Source organism: Burkholderia sp. Bp9090 (assembly GCF_003857985.1).
Taxonomy (GTDB): Bacteria; Pseudomonadota; Gammaproteobacteria; order Burkholderiales; family Burkholderiaceae; genus Burkholderia.
Map to the genome: position 1 here is coordinate 64,188 of NZ_QTPV01000019.1, position 24,672 is coordinate 88,859.

Here is a 24,672-nt window from a genome sequence, read left to right on the forward strand (position 1 = left end):
GTCGGGGTCAGCGCGCCGCGAGCTGCGGCTTCGCGCCGTCCCACAGCGCCCACTGCCCCTGCTTCACGACGAGATACACGGTGCGTGCGCCCGCGACGCGGCGCGTCTGAGGATCGAAACGCACCTTGCCGAAGATCACGCTCGGCACGTCGCTCACTTTCTCGAAGCCGTCGTGCGCGGCTTGGCGCGTCACGCCGTAGCGGCGCAGCACTTCGGCCGACAGGATCAGCGCATCGTATGCACGCGCGACGAACGAATCGGGATCGGCATGGAATTTCGCGCGATAGCGCTGCACGAACGCCTGCACCTCCGGTCGCGGTTCGGCCGGGAAGAAGTTCGATTCCGTATAGACGCCTTCGACGGCCGTGCCGCCGAGTTCGAGGAACTTCGGCGAATACACGGAGCCGACCGCCGCGATCGGCAGCGTGAGCCCCGACGTGCGCGCCTGCCGCACGATCTGCGCGCCGTCCGCGTAGTAGGAAATCAGCACGATGGAATCGGGCTTCGACGCACCGATCCGCACGAGCGTCGAGCGGAAATCCTTCTCCGCCGGCTGGTAGCCTTCGGCCGCGACGACCTGCGCGCCGAGCCCCGTCACCGCCTTCGCGAAGATGTCCTTGCTGGTGCGGCCCCAGTCGGTGTTCAGGTACAGCACCGCGATCCGCTTGAAGCCGAGCTCCTTCACCGCGTAGCGCGCGAGCAGCGGCTGCTCCTCGGCCTGGCTCAGCGCGGTGCTCCACAGGTAGTCGCCGCCCTTCGTGAAATCCGGATGGGAGTTCGTGAAGCCGAACTGGATCAGCTGCCCGCGCTGGTAGATCGGCGACGCGGCCATCGACGTCGCGCTGGAAAAGTCGCCGAGCTCGATCACGATGCGCGGGTCCGCGACGAATTTCTGCGCGATCGCCACCGCCTGGCGCGGATCGCTGCGGCTGTCCTGGAAGTCGACCGCGAGCGGCCGGCCGTGGATGCCGCCGCCGCCGTTGATCTCGTCGAGCGCGAGATCGAAGCCGCGCTTCCATTGTTCGCCGTATTGCGCGTCCTGCCCGGTGAGCGGCCCGCTCACGCCGATCACCACCGGCTCGCCGGACACGCCCGCCGCGAGCGCGCCGCCCGTCGACAAGCCCCATGCGGCAGCCAGTGCCGCCACCGTGCCCAGCACGCGCCGCCATGCGCCGCGTGCGTCGTTCCCCGAAACGTTCATGCGTCCCCCCAGCTTCAGTCAGTCGAAAAGAGTGAGGGCATGTAACCATCCGGTTCAGGGCGTTCCAACGAAGTTTTGCGCATATCGATATCGTGCGCGGCGCGAAGCGCAACATCACTGCCACGGTCTCCTGCACGGCGCGCCTCGCGCGACGCATCGGCATGCGCTGCAGCGCATTGATTCGATTGACGTTTGCCGTCGTGCAGCGCTGCCGGCCGACGCGCGTGCATGCACGGCTCGTCGTACCGGCGCGCGTGCCCTTCGCATGTTTGGCACTGTCGATAGCAAAAATCATTATATGAATCGTGCATGCTCGCACTCCTACAATGCGCAAATCGCATCATCGGAACGCGTCATGGAGTTGCATCAACTCGAAGCCTTTTCCGCGGTCATGTCGGCCGGCAGCGTGACCGGCGCGGGCGAACTGCTCGGCCGCTCGCAGCCGGCCGTCACGCGACAGATCCAGGAGCTCGAAGCCGATCTCGGCTATGCGCTGTTCGACCGGCACGGCCCGCGCGTCACGCCGACGCGCCGTGCATTCCTGCTCTACGAGGAAGTCGAACGCTCGCTCGTCGGCCTGCGCGCGATCGAAGCGCGGGCGCGCGCACTCGGCGACGAAACCGCCGAACCCGTGCGCATCGCGGCCACGCCTTCACTCGCGGCCACGCTCGTGCCGGCCGCGCTCGCCGCACTGCCCGACGGCGCGCACGCGCCGCACTACCAGTTGCGCAGCGAGTCGGCCGAACACGTCGTGCACGAAGTGCTCGCCGGCACGGCCGATATCGGCGTCGTCACGCTGCCGATGGCGCATGCGGGGCTCGACGTGCACTGGATCGCGCAAACGCCCTGCGTCGCCGTGCTGCCGGCCGACGATCCGCTCGCGGGCAAGCCGCGCATCGCGCTGCGCGATCTCGCGGGCCGCCGCATCGTGACGGTCGCGAACCGGCACCGGCTGCGCCAGCGGATCGATGCGGCATTCGCGGCCGCACGCGTCGACGCGCACGTGTTCATCGAAACCAATGCATCGCTGAACGCGGTGATGGCCGCGCGCGCAGGCGTCGGGATCGGCATCGTCGACCCGGCGACCGGCGTGGCACTGCCGGTGGACGGCGTCGTCGCACGACCGCTCGATGTCGACATCCCGTTCGCGTTCGGTGTCGCGACGCCCGCCGGCAAGACGCGCACGGCCTCCGTCGAGGCGCTGCTCGACGCGCTGCAGAACACGACGCGCGCGCTGCTCGACGACGTGACCTTTCACGATGCATCCGTGCACGACGCGCTGCTGCGAGGCGACCGGTTGCGCATCGATCGCCCGCCTCGCGTGACACGCGCCACACGAACCGCACGCACACGCGGTACCCGCCCGGAGGCCGCATGACGGCGACGCCCGACACACCCGACGCACCCGACACGCTCGACGCACTCGAAGCCCGCCTCGCCCAGGACCTGCGCTGGCTCGACCTGCCCGCGCCGTCGTGGGTGCCGCCGCGCGACGTCGACGGCACGCGCGTGCTCGACGTCGCGATCGTCGGCGGCGGAATGGCGGGGCTCGCGGCATCCGCCGAACTGCGCCTGCTCGGCATCGACAACCAGTGCGTGATCGACCGTGCACCGGCCGGCTACGAAGGCCCGTGGATCACGTTTGCGCGGATGGAGACGCTGCGCTCGCCGAAGCAACTCACCGGCCCCGCGCTCGGCCTGCCCGCGCTGACGTTCCGCGCGTGGTTCGAAGCACGATACGGCCGCGACGCGTGGGATGCGCTCTACAAGATTCCGCGCACGCAATGGATGGAATACCTGCGCTGGTATCGCCGCGTGCTCGACCTGCCGGTGCGCAACGACACCGCGCTCGTGGCACTGCGTCCGCGCGACGACGGCCTGCTCGCGCTCGACCTGCGCGCGAACGGCCAGGCGCAGACCGTGCTCGCGCGACACGTCGTGCTGGCGACCGGCCGCGACGGGCTCGGCGGCCCGTACGTGCCGCCTGTCGCGCAACGCGCGCCGAGCTCGCGTTGGGCCCATTCGTCCGAGCCGATCGATTTCGCTTCGCTCGCCGGCAAGCGCGTCGGCGTGGTCGGCGCGGGTGCGTCCGCGTTCGACAATGCGGGCACCGCGCTCGAAGCGGGCGCCGCGCGCGTCGACCTGTTCTTCCGTCGCGCGGACATTCCGCGCATCAACAAGCTGACGGGCATCGGCAGCCCGGGCCTCGTGCACGGTTATGCCGATCTCGACGATGCGACGAAGTGGCGCTTCATGCACTACGCGCTGACGTCGCAGACACCGCCGCCGCGCGACAGCGTGCTGCGCGTGTCGCGGCATGCTCACGCACACTTCCATGCAGCCAGCCCGATCGAAACGCTGGTCGAACACGCGGACGGCCTCGACGTCGTCACGCCGCGCGGCCGCTACACGGTCGACTTCCTGATCTTCGCGACGGGCTTTCATTCCGACTGGACGACACGCGCGGAATTCGCGTCGTTCGGGCCGCATGTGCGGCGCTGGAAGGATCGCTATCAACCGGAACCGGGCACATGGCTCGACGAGCTCGCCGAGTCGCCCGACCTCGGCCCCGCGTTCGCGTTCCAGGAACGCGAGCGCGGCGCCTGCCCGGCCGTCACGCGCATCCATTGCTTCAACCATGCGGCGAGCCTGAGCCACGGCAAGCTGTCGGGCGACATCCCCGCGATCAGCGCGGGCGCCGGGCGGCTCGCACGCGGCATCGCGAGCCGGCTGTTCGACGCCGATCGCGACCGCCACTACGACGCGCTCGTCGCGTTCGCGACCGCGGAGCTGCAGGGCGACGAATGGCGCGACGCCGACGCATGAGCGCCGCCGCGATCCACGCTACTCACGACGACTGGAATCCATCACGATGACCGAACCCGTCCCGCCGGCCGCCGCGCCGGATACGATCGACGCCGTCGCCGGCCTGCGCGAAGGCGATGCCGTGGCCACGCTGCGTCGCGCACGCGACAAGGTGCTGCTCCATACGCGGCTCAGCGAAGCCGCGCTGTTCGACACCGCTCTGCCCGATCTTTCGTTAATCGAACGATTGCATGCGGCGCGGTACGTCGCGCAGCGCTCGAATGCGCACGCACTGGCCGCAACCTATCGCGCACGGCTGATCGACGCAGGCGGCACGCCCGACGACATCGCCCGCGCGGATGCCGATGCATTCGACGCGCTGCCTCGACGCCTCGGCGCGCTCCTCGTGCATGCGCGGCGCCTGACGCGCTCGCCCGCCGACGCACGCCCGTCCGATCTCGACGCACTGAAGTCGGCCGGGTTCACGACACCCGCGATCGTCGCGCTGTCGCAGCTCGTCGCCTTCGTCTCGTATCAGCTGCGTGTCGCGGCAGCGGCGCAAGCGTTGCAGGCGCGTGCCGCCCGGGAGGCCGCATGACGATGGCCACGCACGGTTTCACGTCCGCCACGCTCGGCTGGCGTGCATGGCTCGACACGGTGCCGCTCGAGCGCGCCACGGCCGACCAGCTCGCGGTGCTCGAAGCGAGCCATCCGCAAGCGAAAACGTCGGACTACTACCTGCTGCTCGTCCACCTGCCCGACATCCTGCGGCAGCGTTCCGGCGTGTTCAACGCGATCATGTATGGTCCGGGCGGACTGTCGCGCGCGGAACGCGAGCTGGCAAGCACGGCCGTGTCGCGCGTGAACGGCTGCGTGTATTGCGCATCGGTGCACGCACAACGCTTCGCGCAGCTCGCGAAACGCACCGATGCGATCGACCAGGTGTTCGACGATCCGTCGACAGCCGGCACGACCGCGCGCGAACGCGCGATCATCCGCTATGCGGTCGCGCTGACCGAGCGGCCCGACACGGTGGACGAACGCGACATCGCCGCGCTCGAAGCCGAAGGGCTCACCCACGAAGAAATTCTCGACCTGTCGCACGCCGTCGCGATCTTCGCGTGGGCGAACCGGCTGATGCTGACGCTGGGCGAACCGGTGTTTCCCGAATCCGCAGCGGGCGACTGACTCGCCGCCGCGCCGGCGCTGGCGCAGGCGAGCACGCCGGCCGACGCGCGCCGCCGCGCGTCACGCCTTGTGCGTCGACAACAGAATGCTCGTCTCCGTATTCGCGATCCCGTCGATCAACCGGATCGCGCCGAGCACGCGATCGAAATGCTCGAGCGAATCGGCGTGCAGCTCGGCGACCAGATCCCAGCGCCCGTTGGTACTGTGGATCGACGCGACGTTCGGATGCCCGCGCAGCACCTTCACCACTTCCGCGCCGCGATTGCCCTGCACCGCGATCGACATCAGCGCGCGGATCCGGTGCCGCTCGGCGGCCGGCTTGAGCCGCACCGTATAGCCGACGATCACGCCGTTCTTCTCCAGCCGCGTCAGCCGGTTCTGCACGGTCGCGCGCGCGACGCGCAACGCCTTCGCAAGGGCGACGACGGGCATCCGCGCGTTGTCGCGCAGCAGCGCGATGAGCTGCCGGTCGACGTCGTCGAGCGTAATCATGAACGGACCTTCCTGTTGAACGTGACACGGCCGCCAGCGTGCCGGACGGCACGCATTTCGACCAGCATGATTTGAACAAACTGCCATATCCGGCCAGCAATCTGCCAAGTCTATCGAGAAATCTGCCATTTTTGCCGTCTTTTTGTTGGCTCGACTCACGGAAATAATGACTCCAACGACCGGCCGCATGGGCCGCGACGCCGCTTTTGACGGAGCCGGGGCCCGGGCCGACACGCCCGCCCCGGTCGACCAGAACGCCTGGACACGCGTCCGGGCAGCAAAATGGAGACAGACCGATGACCCGCTTCCTCGACGTACCCGCCACCGCCCGACTGATCGCCCAGACCGGCGTCACGCCGTTCCTGCGCGCGCTCGTCGACACGCTGCGCGCCGATTACCTGCACTGGGCCGACTTCGACAAGTCGCCGCGCGTCGCCTGCCACTCGCGCGACGGCGTGATCGAGCTGATGCCCGTCGCGAACGCGTCGCTGTTCGCGTTCAAGTACGTGAACGGCCACCCCGTCAACGCCGCGCGCGGGATGCACACCGTGATGGCGTTCGGCGCGCTCGCCGAAGTCGACACCGGCTACCCGCTGCTGCTCGCCGAACTCACGCTGACCACCGCGTTGCGCACCGCCGCGACGTCGGTGCTGGCCGCGCAAGCGCTCGCGCGCCCCGACGCGCGCACGATGGCGCTGATCGGCAACGGCGCGCAGAGCGAATTCCAGGCGATCGCGTTCCACACGCTGCTCGGCATCGAGGAAATCCGCGTGTTCGACGTCGATCCGCTCGCGACCGACAAGCTCGTGAAGAACCTCGCCGCTTACCCTGAATTGCGCGTCGTGCGCGCCGCGTCGACCGCCGACGCCGTGCGTGGCGCCGACATCGTGACGACCGTCACCGCCGACAAGGCGTATGCGACGATCGTCACGGCCGACATGATCGAGCCCGGCATGCACCTGAACGCGGTCGGCGGCGATTGCCCGGGCAAGACCGAGCTCGACGCGGGCGTGCTGCAGGCGGGCCGCGTGTTCGTCGAATTCGAGCCGCAGTCGCGCATCGAGGGCGAGATCCAGCAGATGCCGGCCGACTTCCCGGTGACGGAACTGTGGCGCGTGCTGCAGGGCGAGACGACCGGCCGCGAGCGCGCAGATGAAGTCACGGTGTTCGACTCGGTCGGCTTCGCGCTCGAGGACTACTCGGCGCTGCGCTACCTGTATGCGCTCGCGCAGCAGCACAACGCGGGCGTCGAGATCGCGCTGATTCCGCCGGCCGTCGATCCGAAAAACCTGTTCGCGCTGATCGACGATCCGGCCGCGATCGCGCAGGGTCATGCGGCGTTCGTGACCGAAGCCGTCGCCGCGTTCGCACGCTGATCGTCATCCCGGGCGGCCGGCGCGCCGCCCGATTCTCCGCCTGTCTCTTCAAACGTTCATGAATCTCGTATCGATCCAGGCGCCGGCCGCCGTCGTGATGATCCGGCCGCACCGCTTCCTGCCGAATCCGCAGACCGCGGCCGACAACGCGTTCCAGCGCACGGCCGTCGGCGGCGCGCACGACACGCTGTCGGTGTCGGCCGCCGCGCGCGACGAAGTCACGGCCGCCGCGCGCACACTCGCCGATGCAGGCGTGCGCGTGCACGTGTTCGACGATCACGGCGAGCGCGACACGCCCGACTCCGTGTTCCCGAACAACTGGTTCTCGACTCATCCGGGCGGGCATATCGCGCTGTTTCCGATGCATAGCCCGAACCGCCGCCGCGAGCGGCGCGCGGACATCGTCGAGATGCTGAAAGCGGAATACCGCGTGCAGGACGTGATCGACTACTCGGGGCTCGAGTACGACGACGTGTTCCTGGAAGGCACCGGCGCGATGGTGCTCGACCACGTCGCCCGGATCGCGTACACCGCGCGTTCGCGCCGCGCCGATCCGGTCGCGCTCGAGCGTTTCTGCACGAACTTCAACTTCGAGCCGATCTGCTTCGATACGGCCGATGCGAACGGCAACCCGATCTATCACACGAACGTAATGATGAGCGTCGCCACCGAGTTCGCGATGATCGGCCTCGACCTGATCGCCGACCGCCGGCGCCGCGACGAAATCGCGCAACGCCTGACCGAAACGGGCCGCACCGTGATCGCGCTCGATCATGCGCAGATCGCGAATTTCGCGGGCAATACGCTGGAGCTGTCGGGCAAGGACGGGCGCGTGCTCGCGCTGTCGCGGCGTGCGTTCGACTGCCTCACCGGCGGCCAGCGCGCGACGATCGAACGCTCCGCGCGGCTGCTGCCGCTCGACGTGTCGACGATCGAACTGGCCGGTGGCTCGGTGCGCTGCATGCTCGCGGGCATTCATCTCGCGCGGCGGGCCGCAGCACATGACGTGAAGGAAATGGAATCGGCGGCGCGGTAACGCGAACCGGTGCCGCACGCCTGAGCGGACATCCTGCGCGAATAGCCCGATGGCGCCGCCGGACGATGCTTCGATCTGCGAATCAGATCGAAGCATCGTCCCGCCCGTTCATCACCCCGCCAGCAGCTTCAACCCGGCCGGCAACGTTTCGCCGAACACACGTGCGGTGTCGGCTTCGTCGAACGCAATCGCCTCGCGCACCATGTCGATCCACGCGGCCGACACATTCGCGGAAGACAGGCGCTTGATCACCGCCTCACGCGTTTCATCCGGCAAATCGCGTTCGCGGTCACCTGTCATCCGCGCGATTTGCGCGACCGCGAACGCCGCGGGTTCCACCTGCTTCCAGTCCAGCGCGAACAGCGCATCGAGCCAGCGGTTCGCGACGTCGGCCGGCACCACGCTGTGCGCGCTGCCGTAGAACGGCCGGCGCGCACCGATCCGCCCGAGCGCCCACGCGCACAGCGTGCGCTCGGCCGGCTTCTGCAATTGCACGATCAACCGCTCGGCCAGTTCCACCTTGCGCTCGACCGGCAGTCGTTCGAGCGACGCGGACAGGCGCGTCATGTCGGCCGGGCCGACCTTGGCCGGGTCGAACGGCAGCTTGCGGCGCTTGTCGTCGGACGGTTCGAGGAACGCGATCGCATCGCGCACCTGCGTCTGCGCGTCGTCGTCGAGGCCGCCGGCCACGCGCCGCCACAACGTCCACCACTCGGACCACACCTGCGCGTCGTTCACGTACTGGATCCCGTCGTCGAACAGCGGCCACAGCTGCTCGATGCGCCACGCATCGAGCGGATGGCCGAAGCCCGGGCGCAGGCAATAGCCGGCGAGGTTCAGCCACGCGCGTTCGTGATCGGCCGAGCGCCGCCGGCGACGCGCGCGCGCAAGCAACGCGTCGAACAGCTCGCGCGCGAGCGCGACGTCCCACTCGTCGCGCGGGCCGAGCACCTGTTCAAGTTGCGCGCGCAACCGTCGCGTGTCCTTCGGCGTGACGTCCGCGGCCTTGCTGCCGAACGAGCGGTCGATCAGCTCGATCGCGTGATCGACGCGCGGATGGCGCGCGAACGCGGCATCGTCGCCTTGCGCGGGCGCATCGCCGCGCAACTGGAATTCGAGCCGCCAGCGGCGCGCTGCATCGTCGGTCGCGATGCAGTGCATTTCGAGCGTGCCGACCTCGGTCAGCGACGCGGTCAGTTTCACCGGCGTTTCGCGCGCATCGCTACCGGCCTTCGCGTCGACGACCGTCGCGATCGGCGGCAGCCGCACGAAGTCGCCGCCGTCCAGCTCGACCAGATCGCCCGGCTGGTACGCGGTGTCGGCGACCGTCGACACGAGGTGGAAACGCACCGGCTGCCCGAGCTGCAGCGCGAACGTGCGTTCCTCGAGCCGGATCTCGCGGCCCTCCTCGGCACCGCGCGGCAGCAGGCAGACACCGCGCGCCGCCGTGGCGCCCTCGCCATCGTCGAGCACGAGGAAATAACTGCGCGCGGAACCGCCGCCGATGCGCGGCGCATGCCCCGCCCGCGCCAGGCCATAAGCCACCGCGCCGCGCGCGACCGCCACGTCCGGATGCGCGTTGTGCAGCACGTCGAGCGGCGCGCCGCGCCACGCGCCGAGCGTCTGCGCGAGACGGCCGGCCAGCGCACCCGCGCGGAACACGCCGCCGTTGAGCAGCAGCGTGTCGGGCAGCGGGCCTTCCGCATGACGATTCAGGAACGCGGCGACGTGGCGCGTGACGGCCGGGTCGCTCGCATACGGCAAGCCGAATTCGACGATCGCGGCCCGCGCGCGGCGCGGCAGCTCGCCGGCCTCGACCTGCGGAAAGAAGCCGTCGACGACGATCTGCTCGACTTCCTGACGCGTCAGCTCGGCCGAGCGTGCGCCGCCGACGAGCTTGCTGCCCGCGCCGAGCAGCGTCACGGTGACGGAGGCCGGCGCGTCGTCGCCGAGCAGCCGCTCCTTCGCCGCGCGGCAGCGCTCGACGAGCTGCGACAGGCTCGCGGCCGACAGCCGCGTGCCGGGCTCGGTCAGCCGCGTCTCGACCAGGCGCGCGAGCGCGAGGTCCATGTTGTCGCCGCCGAGCATCAGGTGATTGCCGACGCCGACGCGCGTGAAGGCCGGTTCGCCATCGTCTCCCGGCGCGACGTCGACCAGCGTGAGGTCGGTCGTGCCGCCGCCGACATCGCAGATCAGCACGCGGCGCGGTGCGGCGAAGGTGTCGCGCAACGTCGCGCGCTGGCCGTACAGCCAGTCGTAGAACGCGGCCTGCGGTTCTTCCAGCAAGCGCAGCGCCGGCAGTTTCGCGCGTTTGGCCGCCTCGACCGTCAACGCGCGGGCGCCGTCGTCGAACGACGCCGGCACCGTCAGAATGACGTCCTGCTTCGCGAGCGGCGCATCGGGAAAACGCGCATCCCACGCGGCCCGCACGTGCGCGAGATAGCTCGCGCTCGCGTCGACCGGCGACACCTTGTCGACGCCGTCGGCCGCGCCCCACGGCAGGATCGCCGCGAGCCGGTCGACCGATGCGTGCGACAGCCAGCTCTTCGCGCTGGTGACGAGCCGCCCCGGCACCTGCGCGCCGAGCGTGCGCGCATAGCGGCCGATCACGGCCGGCGGTGCACCGGCCGCATTCGCGTTGGCCTTCGGATCAGCCTTCGCACCCGCCTTCGAATCGGCCGCCCACGGCAGGCGCAGCGCGTCCGGCGGCAGCTCACCCGCCGCCGGGTGATAACGCACCGACGGCAGCAGCGGCTGCGCCGCCACCGCGCCGGGGCCGACCAGCTGCTCGACGTCGAACACGCGGATCGCGTCGGAGCCGGCCTCGACGTATGCGACGACCGTGTTGCTCGTGCCGAGGTCGATGCCGACCGTATAGCGCTTCATCGCGCTCAGGCGGCGCCGCGCACGTCGAACTCGACCTTCCAGCGCTCGTTCGTGCCGCTCGGGATCGCCTCGAGTTCGAGCGTGCCGGCTTCGGTCACGCGCGCATGCAGCTTCACCGGCACGACCTCGCCGACCGTGCGCCCTTCGGCGGGCAGCGTGGCCTGGATTTCCTCGAGTTCCTGCAGCTCTTCAGGCGACCAGTAGTCGAGCAGCGTGCCGACCTGGTCCTGACGCCGCACCGACGACCCGAAGAAGCGGAACTGCACCGGCTCGCCGACGACGAGGCCGAACTCCTGCGGCGGCAACGCCGCATCCGAGCCTTCCTCCATCCCGAACGGCGCGACGCAGAGCGCCTGCACCGGCGGCTCCAGCCCCGGCACCGCGGGCATCGCCGACTCGATCGCGACGTAATACGCACGCGCCGTGCCGCCGCGAATGCGCACGCCACGGCCGCGCTTCACGTAGCCGTAATACGCCGCGCCGCGCGCGACCGCCAGATCGAGGTCCGCGCCTTCGAGCAGGCGCGCGGCCGGCGCGCCTTCGGCGGCGAGCCAGCTATTGAGCGTATCGAGCACGCGCTGCGTGAGCAGCGGCGACTTGAACACGCCGCCGTTGAACAGCACCGCGGTCGGATGCAGGAACGTCGCACCTTGCGGCAGCGTGCGCTGCACGCCTTCGAGCGCGTCGAGCGCCGCGACCTGGCGGCCGAGGAACGCCGCGAGGTGGCGCGTGATGCCCGCGTCCTGCGCATACGGCAGGCCGAGCTGCGTCAGGCCGACGCGCGCGCGGCTCACCGGGCGCGCGGCCGCATCGACTTGCGGGAAGAAACCTTCGAGGATCGTCTGCGTGAGTTCCGCGCGCGTCAGTTCCGTGCGGATCGAGCCGCCGATCAGCTTCGAGCCGCGGCTCGGCACGACGAGCGGCACCGCGTCGGTCGTCGGGTCGGACAGCAGCGTTTCCTTCGCCGAGCGGCACGCGTAGGTCAGCGCGCGCAATTGCCACGGATCGGCCTGCGTGCCCTGCTGCGCGAGCTTGCGCGCGACCACGTGCGCGAGCGCGAGGTCCATGTTGTCGCCGCCGAGCAGGATGTGCTCGCCGACCGCCACGCGATGCAGTTCGAGATTGCCGTCGCGCTCGACCACCGCGATCAGCGACAGGTCGGTCGTGCCGCCGCCGACGTCCACGCACAGGATCAGGTCGCCGACCTGCACCTGCTTGCGCCAGCCGCCTTCGCTCTTCTGGATCCAGCTGTAGAGCGCCGCCTGCGGCTCTTCCAGCAGCGTCATGCGCGAATAGCCGGCGGCACGCGCGGCTTCCGCCGTCAGCTCGCGCGCGGCCGGGTCGAACGACGCGGGGATCGTGACCGTCACGTCCTGGTCGGCGAACGGCGCGTCGGGATGCGCGTGGTCCCACGCTTCGCGCAGGTGCGTCAGGTAGCGGATCGAGCTTTCCAGCGGCGACACGCGCGCCACTTCCGGCGGCGCATCGCTCGGCAGGATCGCCGCGCGGCGATCGACGCCCGGGTGGCACAGCCAGCTCTTCGCGCTCGACACGAGGCGAATCGGCGTGCCGGCGCCACGCGTGCGCGCCATCTCGCCGACCGCGAACGCGCGCGAGGCCGTCCACGGCAGCGTCAGGTCGCCCTGCGTCAGCTCGCTTTCATGCGGAAGATAGAGGAACGACGGCAGCAGGTCGCGCGACTCCAGCGCGCCGGGCGCGGTCAGCTGCGCGATCGGCAGCACCTGCTGCGTGATCGTTTCGCCGTCGCTCGCGGCGCTGTCGACGTACGACAGCGCGCAGTGGGTCGTACCGAGGTCGATACCGATCGAATAGCGCGGATCGTTCACAGTTCCACCTCCGCCGGTGCGACCACCGAGGCGTCGTGGCTGCCGGTCAGCTTCGGCAGGCGCACGTCGGCCACGCGCCAGCCGCGGTGGCTGACCGTGCCCGTGAACGGCGCGGCGCCGACCACGTTGCCCGTCACGCGCACGGCCGTCGCGTCGAAGCCGGCCGGCAGCGTCACGCGGCTGCCTTCGGCTTCGTCGCGCACCGGCACGATCGTGAAATGTTCGCGCAGCGCGGCGCGGCAGCCGTCGTGCACGAGGCGTGCGGCGGCGCCGATGTCGGCGTCCGCGTAGCCCGCGATGTCTTCCTCGACGAAGTCGATGAAGCGCGCATCGCGCTGCAGCAGGCCGAGCAGTTGCAGCGCGGCTTGCGGGCTCGCTTCGCGCAGCTCGGGGGCCGGCGCCTTCACGGGCGCGGGTGCCGGGGCCGCCGCGGGGGCCGGCGTAACCGGCGCCGGCGCGACCGGTGCCGGGGCGCCGTCGCGCACGCGCAGCACGCCGGCCGCGAACTCGCGGTTGCCGATCACGGAGAAGAACGTGCCGACGGCCAGCGATAGCCGGCCGAAGAAGGACAGGTTGGATTCGGGCATGGGGTCTGGACTCCTGTGGGCTCGCGACACGGCGAGCAGCTTGCCTGGGCGCCCGGCGGCGGCGTGCGAATGCGCACTGCCGCCGCCCGGCGCGTGATTCGGGCGCGCCCTCTCGGGTGCGGAAAACCCGTATTTTGCCCTGTGGCGGGCGAACCGGGCAGAAGTTGGGGGACAGAACACAGCGGCGCGCGGGTTTTGCGCCGCGCCGGATTGCATCGGACTGCCGGCTATCGGGGGTCGGCCGGGTGTCGGCCGCGATGTTGCGGCGCGTCAGCGCGGCTTGCGGCGGCGTACCGCCTTCACCCCAAAATCGCGCGAATTCGGGCGCGCGACGTGAAACGCATGCCCCCGCATGGGGACCGCGGCGGCGTAGCGCTACATGCTTCATGCAATGTGATGTTTAATGCCCGGCAACGCCAGCATTAAAGGACACGCAATGCTCGACCTCGACGACCTTCGCCTCGTGCGCGCGATCGGCGCGTCGCGTTCATTGGCATCCGCCGCGCGCCTGCTCGACCTCACCCCGCCCGCGGTCACGATCCGCCTGCAGCGGATGGAGGCGCGGCTGGACGTCCGGCTCGCCGTGCGGCAGCCGAAAGGGATCGAGTTGACCGACGAAGGTCAGCGGCTTTATCGGGAAGCCGTGGAGATTCTCGAGCGCGTGGACGCGCTGCCGGGCAACATCGCGGGCGATCACGGCGACGTGCAGGGCACGCTGCGCGTCGTCGCGCCGTTCGGCTTCGGACGCAAGTACGTCGCGCGGATCGTGCGCGACGTGCAGCGCGCGCATCCGAAGCTCGAAATCTCGCTGCACCTGTCGGAGAGTCCGCTGACCAGCGCGTCGGGGGCCGACGTGGTCATCCATGTCGGCAGCCTGAAGTCGTCGTCGTGGATCGGCTATCCGCTCGCGCCCAACGAGCGCTTCCTGTGCGCGAGCCCCGGTTACGCGCGGCGCATCAAGCAACTGGACCATCCGTCCGACCTCGCGCGCTACGACTGCCTGTGCCTGCGCGAGAACGACGAGGACGTGCCGCGCTGGCGCTTCTCGCAAGCCGGCGACGGCAAGGGCGAATCCAGACGATCGGCGGTGATTCGCGTCACGGGCGCGCTGTCGTCGAACGACGGCACCGTCATTACCGACTGGGCACTGGCCGGGCTCGGCATCGTCGAGCGCTCCGAGTGGGACGTCGCGCCGCTGCTGGCGAACGGCAAGCTGGTCAGGCTGCTGCCCGACTGGCATTTGCCGCCCGCGCCCGTGACCGCGCTGCTGCCGTCACGCACGGGCCGCTCCGCGCGGCAGCGGGTTTTCCTCGAAGCCGCGACGCAATTCCTCGCTCCGCCGCCGTGGCGCGGCAAGGCATGAGCGCGGTCCAGGGATTAAATGCTGCTTAATGCTCGATTTGGCATGCGTTAAACACGCTGCGCGCCAAACGCCCTACTGTGTTCGCTGTCGGCAATCCACCGAGGCAACGCATCATGGGCATTCCCCTCCTTCTCAACACCCCCGCCGCATTGATCGACGTCGGCCGCATGCGTGACAACATCGCGCGCATGCAGGCGCGTCTGGACGCGCTCGGCGTCAGGTTCCGGCCGCACGTGAAGACGACCAAGTGCCAGCACGTCGTCGACGCGCAGGTTGCGGCCGGCGCGCAAGGCATCACGGTATCGACGCTGAAGGAAGCCGAGCAGTTCTTCGCGGGCGGCGTGCGCGACATCGTCTACGCGGTCGGCATGATTCCCGCGAAGCTCGGCCAGGCGCTCGCGTTGCGCCGGCAGGGCTGCGACCTGAAGATCGTCGCCGACAGCCTGCAGGCCGCGAATGCGATCGCAGCGTTCGGGCGCGAGCACGGCGAGCGCTTCGAAGTCTGGATCGAGGTCGATGTCGACGGCCATCGCTCGGGGATCGCCCCCGACGACGACCTGCTGATCGACGTCGGCCGCGCGCTGGTCGACGGCGGCATGACGCTCGGCGGCGTGCTCGCGCACGCCGGCTCCAGCTACGAATACGACACCCGCGACGCGCTGGTCGCGATCGCCGAACAGGAGCGCAGCCGGACCGTGCACGCCGCGGAGCGCCTCAGGGCCGCCGGGCTGCCCTGCGCGGTCGTCAGCATCGGTTCGACGCCGACCGCGCTGTCCGCGGAGCGTCTCGACGGCGTGACCGAAGTCCGCGCGGGCGTGTACGTGCTGTTCGACCTCGTGATGCACAACGTCGGCGTGTGCGCGCTGTCCGACATCGCGCTGTCCGTGCTGACCACCGTCATCGGGCACCAGGAAGAAAAAGGCTGGGCCATCGTCGACGCGGGCTGGATGGCGATGAGCCGCGATCGCGGCACGCAGCGGCAGGCGCGGGATTTCGGCTACGGGCAGGTGTGTAGCGAAGACGGTGACGTGCTCGGCGAGTACGTGATGAGCGCGGCCAATCAGGAGCACGGCATCGTGTCCCGCATCGGGACGCCGGACACGGATATCGCGAAGCGGTTTCCGATCGGGACCCGTTTGCGGATCCTGCCGAACCACGCGTGCGCGACCGGCGCGCAACATCCGGAATACCAGGCGCTGGGCGACGACGGCATCGTGCAGAGCTGGCCGCGCTTCTATGGGTGGTAAGCAGAGGCGGCGCGGTGGCGTTCGCCGGTGCGGCGAACTGATACGCCGACGTCCGGCGACGCAACCGGCCGCCGCGCGCGACCGACTGACCGCCCTCCCAACATTGACTATTTGTCCAATTTTATACAAACTATAAAACCGCGATTCACATTGCATCCGACAGGCTCCCCCACCATGCCGACAGACGCCCACCTCCTTCTTCTCGACCGGGATGTCGTCGAACCGGCCCTTCAAGCCGAACACGTGATGGCGGCGGTCCGCGAAGCCTTCGTGCTGCACAGCCAACGCGCGGGGCGCGTGTTCCCGGTCGTGCGCGAGAAGCTGCATACCGGCGGCGTGTTCGGCATCAAGTCGGGCGACGTCGCGAGCCAGGATCTGCTCGGCTTCAAGGCGGCCGGATTCTGGCCCGGCAATCGCAGCCTGGGCGGCGAGCCGCACCAGGCGACGATCGCGCTGTTCGATCCGGCCACCGGCCGCCCGCTCTGCATCATGGACGGCAACGCGATCACCACCGCCCGGACCGGCGCGGCCGGCGGCCTCGGCCTGCAGGCGCTGGCCCGCCGCGACAGTATGCGCATCTGCGTGTTCGGCACCGGCGTGCAGGCGCGCGTCCAGCTCGACCGTGCGCTCAGGCTGCTCCCGCAACGGTGCGCGGTGCAGTACGTGAACGCGCGCGGCGAAGCGGACGCGGTGTTCGAATCGGCATTCCGCGAACGCTGCGACATCCGCGTCGCACGCGACCGAAACGATGCGGTGGCCGACAGCGACGTGGTCATCACGGCCACGCCGGGCGGCGGCCCGCTGTTCGATGCGGACGCGGTTCAGCCCGGCACCCACCTGACCTGCGTCGGCGCGGACACCGCGGGCAAGCGCGAGCTTCCCGAAGGCTTGCTGCAGCGCGCGCGCATTTTCGTGGACGATCACGAGCAGGCGCGTGGCATCGGCGAGTGCCAATGGGCGCCCGATCTGCCGCGCACCGAAATCGGCGACGTGCTCGCCGGGACCGTGTCGGTCGATCGCTCGCCGGGCGAGATCACCGTATTCGACATGACGGGGCTCGCGCTGCAGGACCTGACCGTGGCGCGCTTCCTGTATCGGCAGGCCGTCGAGCGCGGCACGGGACGCTCGATCCCGTGGCCGTGGTGAACGGCAACGGCGTGATATCTTCCATCGCCATGCGTCTATCCAAAGTTTCCGCCATCTCGTTCGATCTTGACGACACGCTATGGCCGTTCGGCCCTTCCGTCGCACGGGCCGAGGCGTCGCTGCATGCGTGGCTGATCGCGCACGCCCCCGATACCGCGAGCGTGCTGCCGACGTCGCAGACGCTGGCTCAACTGCGCGATGAATACGAACGCTCGCGGCCAGATCTCGTCGGCGACTATCGCGCGTTGCGCATCGGATCGATCCGGCTGGCGTTGCAGCGCGCGAACGAAGACGTCTCACTGACCGACCGCGCCTACGACGTGTTCTATTCGGCGCGAAACCAGGTCGAGTTCTTCGACGATGCATTGCCGGCGCTCGCGTGGTTGAGCGCGCGGTTTCCGCTGATCGCGGTGACGAACGGCAATGCGGACCTTCAACTGACCGGCGGCGGCGAGTTCTTCCGTGAAACGCTCAGCGCGCGTGCGTTCGGGTTCGCGAAGCCCGAGCCGGAAATCTTCCATGCGGCCGCCGCGACGCTCGGCGTGCCTGCGGCGGAGCTGCTGCACGTCGGCGACGACTTTCACCTCGATATCGTCGGCGCGTTGAATGCGGGGCTTCAGGCAGCGTGGGTCGTGCGTCACGCAGGGGCGCAAGCGGAGCATGCTGCGCATCGTGCCCCGTCGCCGCATCTGACCGTTCGCGACTTGTCAGTGCTGTGTCGCGCGCTGGGTGCGCCTGACGCGGTGGCGTAACCGCAAGCCCGCAAGATCGCGCGGCCGCGATCGATCACGCCCGTCGACATGACCGACCGCCGCTTCACGCCGCCTTGCGTGCGTCCGCGATCCGCTGCGGCGCCTTCGGCCGCGCATAAAGCCGCTCGAGGTACGCACGCAATTGCGGGAACGGTTCGATCAGGTGGCATTCGCTCGCCCAGTCGATCAGGTAGACCGTCACGCAATCGGCCACCGTCAGCGTGTCGCCGACGATGAATTCGCGCCCTTCGAGATGCCTGTCGAGGATCGCGGCCATCGTCGCGAAATCCTCGCGTGCCAGCTCGATATCGGCCGGCGAGCGCTTTTCCGGCGGATAGAGGAACGAATGGCGCGTAATCCGCCACAACGGCTGTTCAAGCTCCGTCACCGCGAACATGACCCATCGATAGGCCTGCGCGCGCAAAGCGAGATCGACGGGCAGCAGCGCCTTCTCCGGGTACTTGTCCGCGAGATACAGCACGATCGCGGCCGACTCGGGAATCACGAGGTCGCCGTCCACCAGCACGGGCACCTTGCCGGCCGGATTGAGGCGCAGGAATTCGGGCCGCTTGTGCTCGCCTTTTAGCAGGTTGACCGACACGAACTCGAAATCCGCGTCCAGTTCCTTGAGCCCCCAGAGCGCGCGTTGCGTGCGCGTGCCGGCGAATCCGTAAAGCTTCATCGCAATGTCTCCATCGATAATGTCGGGAAAAATCGCCGCGCGCAGGCGACGGCCAATCGGCCGCTTCGAATGCTTCGAATGCTTCGAGTGCTTCGAGTGCTTCGAGTGCTTCGAATGATGTGAATGCTTCGAATGATGTGAATGCTTCGATCACTTCGGCCGCTTCGCCCACGCATGCAGCGCCTGTCGCCGCTCACATGCCGGGTACCGGGAGCACCGGCATCACGTCGATCGCATCGCCCGGGAACAGCGTGAAATGCGGATGGCCCTCGAACAGCGCGGCGGCCGCGTCGTGCGATGCGGCGCGCACCACGGTGAAGCCGCTCATCGCATTGGCGGTGTCCGTCACGCCGCCCTTGCCGATCGTCTTGGTCTTGCCGAGCGGCCCGCCGGGCTCGACGATCGCGTCGCGATGCCGCTCGACCCACGCGTGCCACGCGGCGATCCCTTCGCGCTCCCGCGTGCGCCGCTCGTCCTCCGGCAACGCCATCCACGCCTTCATGCCCGGGCTATCCTTGCTGCCGAGGAATACCGCGAGATACAACTGCTGTTGAGCACTCATGCTTCCTCCGTCCGATGGCGGGCACGGCGGGCTGCCGCACCTCGCCCTTGACACAGTAGGTTGATATCAACACAATTGCAACATGGCACGCAAAGAAAAGCTCCCTTTCGAAACGACGCTGATGGTGCGCGATTGCTGCCTGTGCCTGCACATGCAGCGCGCGGCGCGCAATCTCGCGCGCATCTTCGACGATGTGCTGCGTCCGCTGGATCTCACCAACGGCCAGTTCTCGCTGCTGATGTCGCTGAACCGGCCGCAGCCGGCCGCGATGAAATCGGTCGCGTCATTGCTCGCGATGGATCGCACCACGCTGACCGCCGCGCTCAAGCCGCTCGAGCGGCGCGGGCTGCTCACGATCACGGTGGATCCGGACGACAAGCGCAGCCGCCTGCTCGAACTCACGCCGGCCGGTCATCAGTTGCTGGCCGAAGCGTTCCCGCTCTGGCAGCAGACCCATACCGAGATCGAACGGCCGTTCGCGCCGGAAGCAGTCGATGTGTTGCGCGGCCAGTTGCGCGCGCTGTCGGAGGATCCGGCTACGCGCGGCTGAAGCGGCGCGTCACGTCATTCACTTCCGGCCCTTCTTCGGCATCAGCAGTTGCGCGCATTCCTGCAGGAAGCGCACGGGCCCGTGCGCATGCAGTACCTGCCCGCCGCTGAGCGCGCCGTCGATGACGGTTGCGAGCCGCAGTGCGTAGGTTTCCGGCGGTTTCATCGACAGCGAGCAGATGCCGAAAGCACGCTTCGGGCGTCGCGCCGCCATGCCGGCGGCGCACATCGCCCAGAGGCGTCCTGTCCCGCTATCCGCCGAACGCGACCGACTCGGCAACGCCACGCCGCATAACTCGGGCCGGCTAGTGCGCGACCTCGCCGCGCCACTAGCCGATGCGCGATCGCGCGCATCGGCGTGCCGTAATCCGTCACTCGGCCAGCGCCGGCGCCACGCCAACCCGCTTCGGCACGCCGGTCACGATCGTCGCGACCGCGACGGCCAGCACCGCGGCCGCGCCCAGGAACACGCCGCCCGCGCCGTTCGCGTCGAACACGACGCCGCCGGCCGCCGCGCCCGTCGCGATCGCGAGCTGGATCGCCGCGACGATCAGCCCGCCCGCGCTCTCGGCTTCGTCGGGCACGGTGCGCGTGACCCACGTCGACCACGCGACCGGCACGCCGCCGAACGCCATCCCCCACAACGCGACGAGCACCGCGTCGATCATCGGCGCGCGGCCGAGCGCGACGAGCGCGACGCCGAGCACGACCATCAGCGCGGGCATCCCGATCAGCATCGGCCGCAGCCGGTGCTCGAGCACGCGCCCGGCGAGCGACGTGCCGACGAAGTTCGCGATCCCGTAGCCGAGCAGGATCGCCGACAGCCCGTTCACGCCGACGCCCGCGACCTGTTCGAGGAACGGCCGCAGGTACGTGAAGAACGCGAAATGGCCGGTGAACACGAGGATCGTCGCGAACATCCCGAGGCCGACGGTCGGCCGGCGCAGCACGTCGACGAGCGTGCGCAGCCGCGTGGTGCCGCTCGGCGGCATCGACGGCAGCGTCATGACCTGCGACACGAACGCGAGCGCGCCGAGCCCGGCCGCGATCAGGAACACGTTGCGCCAGCCGATCAGGTGCCCGAAATAACTGCCCATCGGCGCGGACGCGATCGTCGCGACCGCCACGCCGCTGAAGATGATCGACAGCGCACGCGGCACCATCGCGGTCGGCACGAGCCGCATCGCGGTGGCCGTCGCCATCGTCCAGAAGCCGCCGAGCGCGATGCCGAGCACGACGCGGCCGATCAGCAGCATGGCCAGGTTCGGCGCGAACGCGACCGCCAGGTTCGACGCGACGAGCAGCACCGAGAACACGAGCAGCACGCGCCGCCGGTCGATCGTGCGCGTCAGCGCCGAGATCAGCAGGCTCGTGACGAGCGCGACCGTCGCGGTGGCCGTGACGGCCTGCCCGGCCACGCCTTCGGTCACGCCGAGGCTGTCGGCCATCGGCGTGAGCAGGCTCGCGGGCAGGAATTCGGCGGTGACGAGGCCGAACACGCCGAGCGTCATCGCGAATACCGCGCCCCAGGCCGGTTCACGGGGGGCCGCCGTCGAAGCGGCCGAGGAGATTCCGGGATTCATGCGGGGTTCCGTGTCGGTTAGGGAAAGTACTGATGAGGGCGTATCGTAAGGAACAGCGGCAGGACGGTCTATGACATACAATCCGTTCTTGTTGATCGATCGTCCGAATCTCGCGATGTCCGAGCCCTTGCTTCCCCCCGTGCCCGACGTACACGACCTCGTCAGCGAGTTGCTGCTGGGGATGCGCCTGAGCGGCGTGCAGTATCGCCGGATCCAGGTGCCGCGGCCGTTCGGGCTGAGCTTCGGCCATGCGCCGGGCCGCGCGCAGTTCCATTTCGTCGGGCGCGGGCCCGTGCTGCTGCGCGACGCGGACGGCACGACGGTGCGGCTCGAGGCCGGCGACGCGATCCTGCTGCCGCACGGCCGCACGCATGCGCTGGTGTCCGATCCGGACGCGCCGTGCCGCGAGATCGGCGGCTTCGCGGCCGCGAAGATCTGCGACACGGTCGCGTCGGTGGGCGCGACGACGTGCGCCGCGACGGAGCCGGCCGCCGGCGATGCGCTGATCTTCAGCGCGTGCATGGAGCTCGATCTCGGCGGCATGCAGCCGCTCGTCGGGACGATGCCGGCATTCATGCACGTCGGCACGCTGCTCGCGCGCTACCCGGAAATCCGCCCGATGCTCGACGCGATGGAACGCGAATCGTGCGCCGCGCGCGCGGGCTTCGCGGGCATCCTCGCGCGGCTCGCGGACGTGGTCGCCGCGTTCATCGTGCGCGGCTGGGTCGAGTGCGGATGCGGCGACGCGACGGGCTGGGTGCAGGCGTTGCGCGAGCCGAAGCTCGGCCGCGCGATCGTCGCGCTGCATCGCGATCCGGGGCGCAACTGGAGCGTCGCGGAACTGGCCGCCGAAGCGGGCGTGTCGCGCTCGGTATTCGCCGAGCGCTTTCTCGCGGCCACCGGGATGACGCCGGTGCGTTACCTGACCGAGTTGCGGATGCGGCTCGCCGCGCAGTGGATCGCCCGCGAGGGCGAGACGATCGAAGCGGTGGCGTACCGGCTCGGCTACGGGTCGCTCGCCGCGTTCAGCCGCGCGTTCAAGCGCGTGGTCGGCAGGCCGCCGGGCGCGGTGCGTGCCGAAGGCGACACGCACGCCGATGCGTGACGTGTAACGCGTCACGCGCAACGCACGGCGCAGCGAACGCCTGCCGGGTCGCCCCGGCATCGCACGATCGGTCGCCGGGCGTGACGATTCCGTTCAGCCGCTGCGCGCGTCGAGCTCGTCGATCAGCGCCGTCGCGCACTTCACGGCCAGCGCCGCGCACTGTTGCGCATCCACCGGCGCGCCGTTCGTCACCGCACCCTGCACGATCCGGCCCAGCAATTCCTTCGACAGGTCGGCGATCTCGTGTTCCCGTTCCGTCATGTTCCTCTCCTGCGCGCCGGCCGGCTTCGGCCGCACGCGCGATTGCACCGGGCGCCGCGTGCGCCGCGCCCGACCTTCAACGTTGCCTGGCCCGCACGACGATCTGCGCCTGCGTGTCGCGTTCGATGCGTTCGAGCGACGCGCGCAGCGCGGTGAACTCGTCGGGCGTGCAGACCTGGCGGCCGAATTCGGCCTTCATCCTCCGCGTGACCTGCACGACGTGCGCGGCCGCATCGAATACGTAATGCGACGTGAACTCGACGAAACGGTCGTGCACGGCCGTATCGGCCGGCAGGTCGGTCACCGCGACGTCGGCCGGCAGCGCGACCTGGCCGGTCTCGTCGAACGTGCCGCCGATGCATGCCCACGGCTGCGTGCGCACGGGCTCGGCCAGCCAGCCCTCGACCTGCGTCGCGATGCCGCCCGTGAGACTCGACAGCGCGGGCACGGCGGTCGTGCCGTCCGGCCACACGAAGTGATCGAGCGTGCCGGCATACGTGACGTCGAACGGCCCGTCCGTCGCACGGCGATCGCTCGTCGCGATCTGCGCGCGGCCGCGCAGCCCGCTTTGCCGCAGGCGTTCGTTCGCGAGCTGCCGGATGCGGTCGGGCGCCGCCCGGCGAAACAGCGTGCGTTCGAGTTCCGCGGTCCAGCCGTCGTCCTCGACGCGCGCATGAAACCGCGCGGCGCCCGGTTGCGCGGCATCGATCTCCACGCGCGCGGCGCGGTGCTTCGGCTGCGTGGCCGGCGTGCGCGACAGCACGCCGGTGTCGACGAGCAGCGCCGGCCGGTCCATCACGATCGGCGGCAGGTAGCCGAACGCGATGCCAGCCGTCGTGGTGTCCGCGTAGACGCCGAGATCGGGCAGCCACGTGATCGCGTGATTGATCGCGCCGCCGCCGTAACCGGGCACCGACGGCAGCGTGTACACGGAGCCGAGATTGATCAGCACCGCTTCGCTGCGGATGCCGGCCGCCGCGAGCAACGCGCCGAACAGCGCGACGTGGTCCTTGCAGTCGCCGTAGCGGTTGCGCAGGATGTCGGTCACGCGGTGCGGCGCGGCGGCCGTCTCGCCGAGAAAAAGCGCGACGTAACGCACGTTCGCCTGCACCCAGTCGTACAGGACGCGCGCGCGATCGCGCGGATCGGCGGTGCCGGCGGTGAGCGCGCGCGCCAGTTGCACGACGGCCGGATCGTTTGCGCCCGGGTCGACGGCCGCGTTGCGGTAGCGCGCGGCGAACGCCGCGTAGTCGGGTAGCGTGGACACCACGAGCCGGTCGCCGTAGGTCGGATAGCCGACCGAGCCGTTCTCGATCCGGTCGTACGTGCCGTGCCGGTATTCGAATGCGTAGCGCGTGCGGCCGTTCGAGGTCACCGGCGGCAGCGCGACGTAACCGCGCGCGTCCGCATGCAGCGGCATGTCGGCCGGCACGTCGAAGATCAGCCGCTGGTTCTCCACCGGCTCACGCGACGGTTCGACGTAGTAGCCGAAGTAACCTGCGTTGACCGGCTTCGTGCGCGACTTGCGGAACGCGATGCGCGTGCTCGATCCGGCTTCGACGCCGGGAAACACGACGGTGCGCAGCAGCCCGTCCTGGAACGTCGGCGCGCCGGCCGAGCGCGGCTCCTGCACATCGCGGATGCCTTCCGGACCGACCGGATGCGCGACGCCGTCGCGATCGATCGTCTCGGCCGCGACCAGGTCGACCTTCTCGAGGTTCTTGTCGAACCACACGTAACGCTGCGCGATCGCATCGATCCCGTTCGCATCGTTCGCGCGCAGTGTCGAATCGTCGTCCTCGTCGAGCGAGCCGTCGTGCTGGATCACGAATACATGGACGTCGCTGACGAGCGTGACGGGCGCGGCGTCGCCCGCGTCGGCGAACGCGGGACGCACGAACGCCAGCGCGATCGCGGTCACGGCAACCGCGAGCGCTGCGGCGCGACCCGGCGGCCTGCCGGTCGATCGGAACGGAAAACGCACCACGTCGAAGCTCTCCGCGC

The 24,672-nt window shown here is 69.6% G+C and carries 23 protein-coding genes; 12 read left to right on the plus strand and 11 right to left on the minus strand.

The window, feature by feature from the left end; genetic code table 11:
• Positions 1-7: 7 nt before the first annotated feature.
• Positions 8-1,201 (minus strand): ABC transporter substrate-binding protein, encoded by a 1,194-nt coding sequence (locus DIE16_RS18865; protein ID WP_044845382.1) that lies wholly within the window; start codon positions 1,199-1,201, stop codon positions 8-10.
• A 355-nt stretch (positions 1,202-1,556) separates the two neighbouring features.
• Here DIE16_RS18865 and DIE16_RS18875 point away from each other — a divergent pair, with 355 nt between their 5' ends.
• The 4 genes from DIE16_RS18875 to DIE16_RS18890 are packed head-to-tail and all read left to right on the plus strand — an operon-like array spanning position 1,557 to position 5,194.
• Positions 1,557-2,579, plus strand: a complete 1,023-nt coding sequence (locus DIE16_RS18875) for a LysR family transcriptional regulator (protein WP_124893130.1) — start codon at positions 1,557-1,559, stop codon at positions 2,577-2,579.
• Complete coding sequence (locus DIE16_RS18880; protein WP_124893132.1) at positions 2,576-4,027, plus strand: NAD(P)-binding domain-containing protein; 1,452 nt, start codon at positions 2,576-2,578, stop codon at positions 4,025-4,027. The genes DIE16_RS18875 and DIE16_RS18880 overlap by 4 nt, the downstream gene beginning before the upstream one ends.
• A 46-nt stretch (positions 4,028-4,073) precedes the next feature.
• Entirely contained in the window at positions 4,074-4,604 is a 531-nt protein-coding gene (locus tag DIE16_RS18885; RefSeq protein WP_124893134.1) for a CMD domain-containing protein, read from the plus strand.
• Positions 4,601-5,194, plus strand: a complete 594-nt coding sequence (locus DIE16_RS18890; protein ID WP_124520387.1) for a peroxidase-related enzyme — start codon at positions 4,601-4,603, stop codon at positions 5,192-5,194. The genes DIE16_RS18885 and DIE16_RS18890 overlap by 4 nt, the downstream gene beginning before the upstream one ends.
• 60 nt (positions 5,195-5,254) lie before the next feature.
• Here DIE16_RS18890 and DIE16_RS18895 read toward each other — a convergent pair whose 3' ends face one another.
• On the minus strand, positions 5,255-5,686 hold the full coding sequence (locus tag DIE16_RS18895; protein ID WP_044845386.1) for an Lrp/AsnC family transcriptional regulator: 432 nt from the start codon (positions 5,684-5,686) through the stop codon (positions 5,255-5,257).
• 296 nt (positions 5,687-5,982) lie between these two features.
• Between DIE16_RS18895 and DIE16_RS18900 the strand changes: the two genes are divergently transcribed.
• Together DIE16_RS18900 and ctlX are read left to right on the plus strand one after the other, a co-directional pair.
• Complete coding sequence (locus DIE16_RS18900) at positions 5,983-7,062, plus strand: ornithine cyclodeaminase (RefSeq protein ID WP_124893136.1); 1,080 nt, start codon at positions 5,983-5,985, stop codon at positions 7,060-7,062.
• Between the two features lie 58 nt (positions 7,063-7,120).
• Complete coding sequence (gene ctlX / locus DIE16_RS18905; RefSeq protein WP_124893138.1) at positions 7,121-8,098, plus strand: citrulline utilization hydrolase CtlX; 978 nt, start codon at positions 7,121-7,123, stop codon at positions 8,096-8,098.
• Between the two features lie 111 nt (positions 8,099-8,209).
• On the opposite strand, the gene DIE16_RS18910 is transcribed toward ctlX, so the two are convergent.
• Genes DIE16_RS18910 through DIE16_RS18920 form a run of 3 tightly spaced genes read right to left on the minus strand, consistent with a single transcriptional unit; the run spans position 8,210 to position 13,418 of the window.
• Complete coding sequence (locus DIE16_RS18910) at positions 8,210-10,984, minus strand: Hsp70 family protein (protein WP_124520390.1); 2,775 nt, start codon at positions 10,982-10,984, stop codon at positions 8,210-8,212.
• Between the two features lie 5 nt (positions 10,985-10,989).
• Positions 10,990-12,831, minus strand: coding sequence for an Hsp70 family protein (locus DIE16_RS18915; RefSeq protein ID WP_044845390.1), 1,842 nt, complete (start codon positions 12,829-12,831; stop codon positions 10,990-10,992).
• On the minus strand, positions 12,828-13,418 hold the full coding sequence (locus DIE16_RS18920; RefSeq protein WP_124893140.1) for a DUF2760 domain-containing protein: 591 nt from the start codon (positions 13,416-13,418) through the stop codon (positions 12,828-12,830). Before DIE16_RS18920 ends, DIE16_RS18915 begins: the two co-directional genes overlap by 4 nt.
• Before the next feature lie 436 nt (positions 13,419-13,854).
• Between DIE16_RS18920 and DIE16_RS18925 the strand changes: the two genes are divergently transcribed.
• The 4 genes from DIE16_RS18925 (at position 13,855) to DIE16_RS18940 (ending at position 17,926) form a co-directional block, all read left to right on the plus strand.
• Positions 13,855-14,781 (plus strand): LysR family transcriptional regulator, encoded by a 927-nt coding sequence (locus tag DIE16_RS18925; protein ID WP_124893141.1) that lies wholly within the window; start codon positions 13,855-13,857, stop codon positions 14,779-14,781.
• 113 nt (positions 14,782-14,894) lie between these two features.
• Positions 14,895-16,028 (plus strand): DSD1 family PLP-dependent enzyme, encoded by a 1,134-nt coding sequence (locus DIE16_RS18930; RefSeq protein ID WP_124893143.1) that lies wholly within the window; start codon positions 14,895-14,897, stop codon positions 16,026-16,028.
• A gap of 174 nt (positions 16,029-16,202) precedes the next feature.
• On the plus strand, positions 16,203-17,174 hold the full coding sequence (locus tag DIE16_RS18935; RefSeq protein ID WP_124893180.1) for an ornithine cyclodeaminase family protein: 972 nt from the start codon (positions 16,203-16,205) through the stop codon (positions 17,172-17,174).
• Between the two features lie 29 nt (positions 17,175-17,203).
• Entirely contained in the window at positions 17,204-17,926 is a 723-nt protein-coding gene (locus DIE16_RS18940; protein WP_124520420.1) for an HAD family hydrolase, read from the plus strand.
• Positions 17,927-17,990: 64 nt separating this feature from the next.
• On the opposite strand, the gene DIE16_RS18945 is transcribed toward DIE16_RS18940, so the two are convergent.
• Together DIE16_RS18945 and DIE16_RS18950 are read right to left on the minus strand one after the other, a co-directional pair.
• On the minus strand, positions 17,991-18,608 hold the full coding sequence (locus DIE16_RS18945; protein WP_124487700.1) for a glutathione S-transferase family protein: 618 nt from the start codon (positions 18,606-18,608) through the stop codon (positions 17,991-17,993).
• 193 nt (positions 18,609-18,801) lie between these two features.
• On the minus strand, positions 18,802-19,170 hold the full coding sequence (locus DIE16_RS18950; RefSeq protein ID WP_124487701.1) for a hypothetical protein: 369 nt from the start codon (positions 19,168-19,170) through the stop codon (positions 18,802-18,804).
• Between the two features lie 82 nt (positions 19,171-19,252).
• On the opposite strand from DIE16_RS18950, the gene DIE16_RS18955 reads away from it, so the two are divergent.
• Complete coding sequence (locus tag DIE16_RS18955) at positions 19,253-19,720, plus strand: MarR family winged helix-turn-helix transcriptional regulator (protein ID WP_124487702.1); 468 nt, start codon at positions 19,253-19,255, stop codon at positions 19,718-19,720.
• Positions 19,721-19,738: 18 nt separating this feature from the next.
• Here DIE16_RS18955 and DIE16_RS18960 read toward each other — a convergent pair whose 3' ends face one another.
• Together DIE16_RS18960 and DIE16_RS18965 are read right to left on the minus strand one after the other, a co-directional pair.
• Positions 19,739-19,885: a hypothetical protein gene (locus DIE16_RS18960; RefSeq protein ID WP_260434414.1), complete on the minus strand. Its 147-nt coding sequence runs from the start codon at positions 19,883-19,885 to the stop codon at positions 19,739-19,741.
• A 205-nt stretch (positions 19,886-20,090) separates the two neighbouring features.
• Positions 20,091-21,302, minus strand: a complete 1,212-nt coding sequence (locus DIE16_RS18965) for an MFS transporter (protein WP_124667074.1) — start codon at positions 21,300-21,302, stop codon at positions 20,091-20,093.
• A gap of 70 nt (positions 21,303-21,372) precedes the next feature.
• Here DIE16_RS18965 and DIE16_RS18970 point away from each other — a divergent pair, with 70 nt between their 5' ends.
• Positions 21,373-22,407 (plus strand): AraC family transcriptional regulator, encoded by a 1,035-nt coding sequence (locus DIE16_RS18970; protein ID WP_124487704.1) that lies wholly within the window; start codon positions 21,373-21,375, stop codon positions 22,405-22,407.
• 93 nt (positions 22,408-22,500) lie between these two features.
• Here DIE16_RS18970 and DIE16_RS36625 read toward each other — a convergent pair whose 3' ends face one another.
• Both DIE16_RS36625 and DIE16_RS18975 read right to left on the minus strand, forming a co-directional pair.
• The gene (locus DIE16_RS36625; protein ID WP_185500345.1) at positions 22,501-22,668 is read right to left on the minus strand and encodes a hypothetical protein; all 168 of its coding nucleotides are present in this window, start codon (positions 22,666-22,668) and stop codon (positions 22,501-22,503) included.
• Between the two features lie 76 nt (positions 22,669-22,744).
• Complete coding sequence (locus DIE16_RS18975) at positions 22,745-24,655, minus strand: DUF3857 and transglutaminase domain-containing protein (protein WP_124893145.1); 1,911 nt, start codon at positions 24,653-24,655, stop codon at positions 22,745-22,747.
• Positions 24,656-24,672 lie beyond the last annotated feature (17 nt).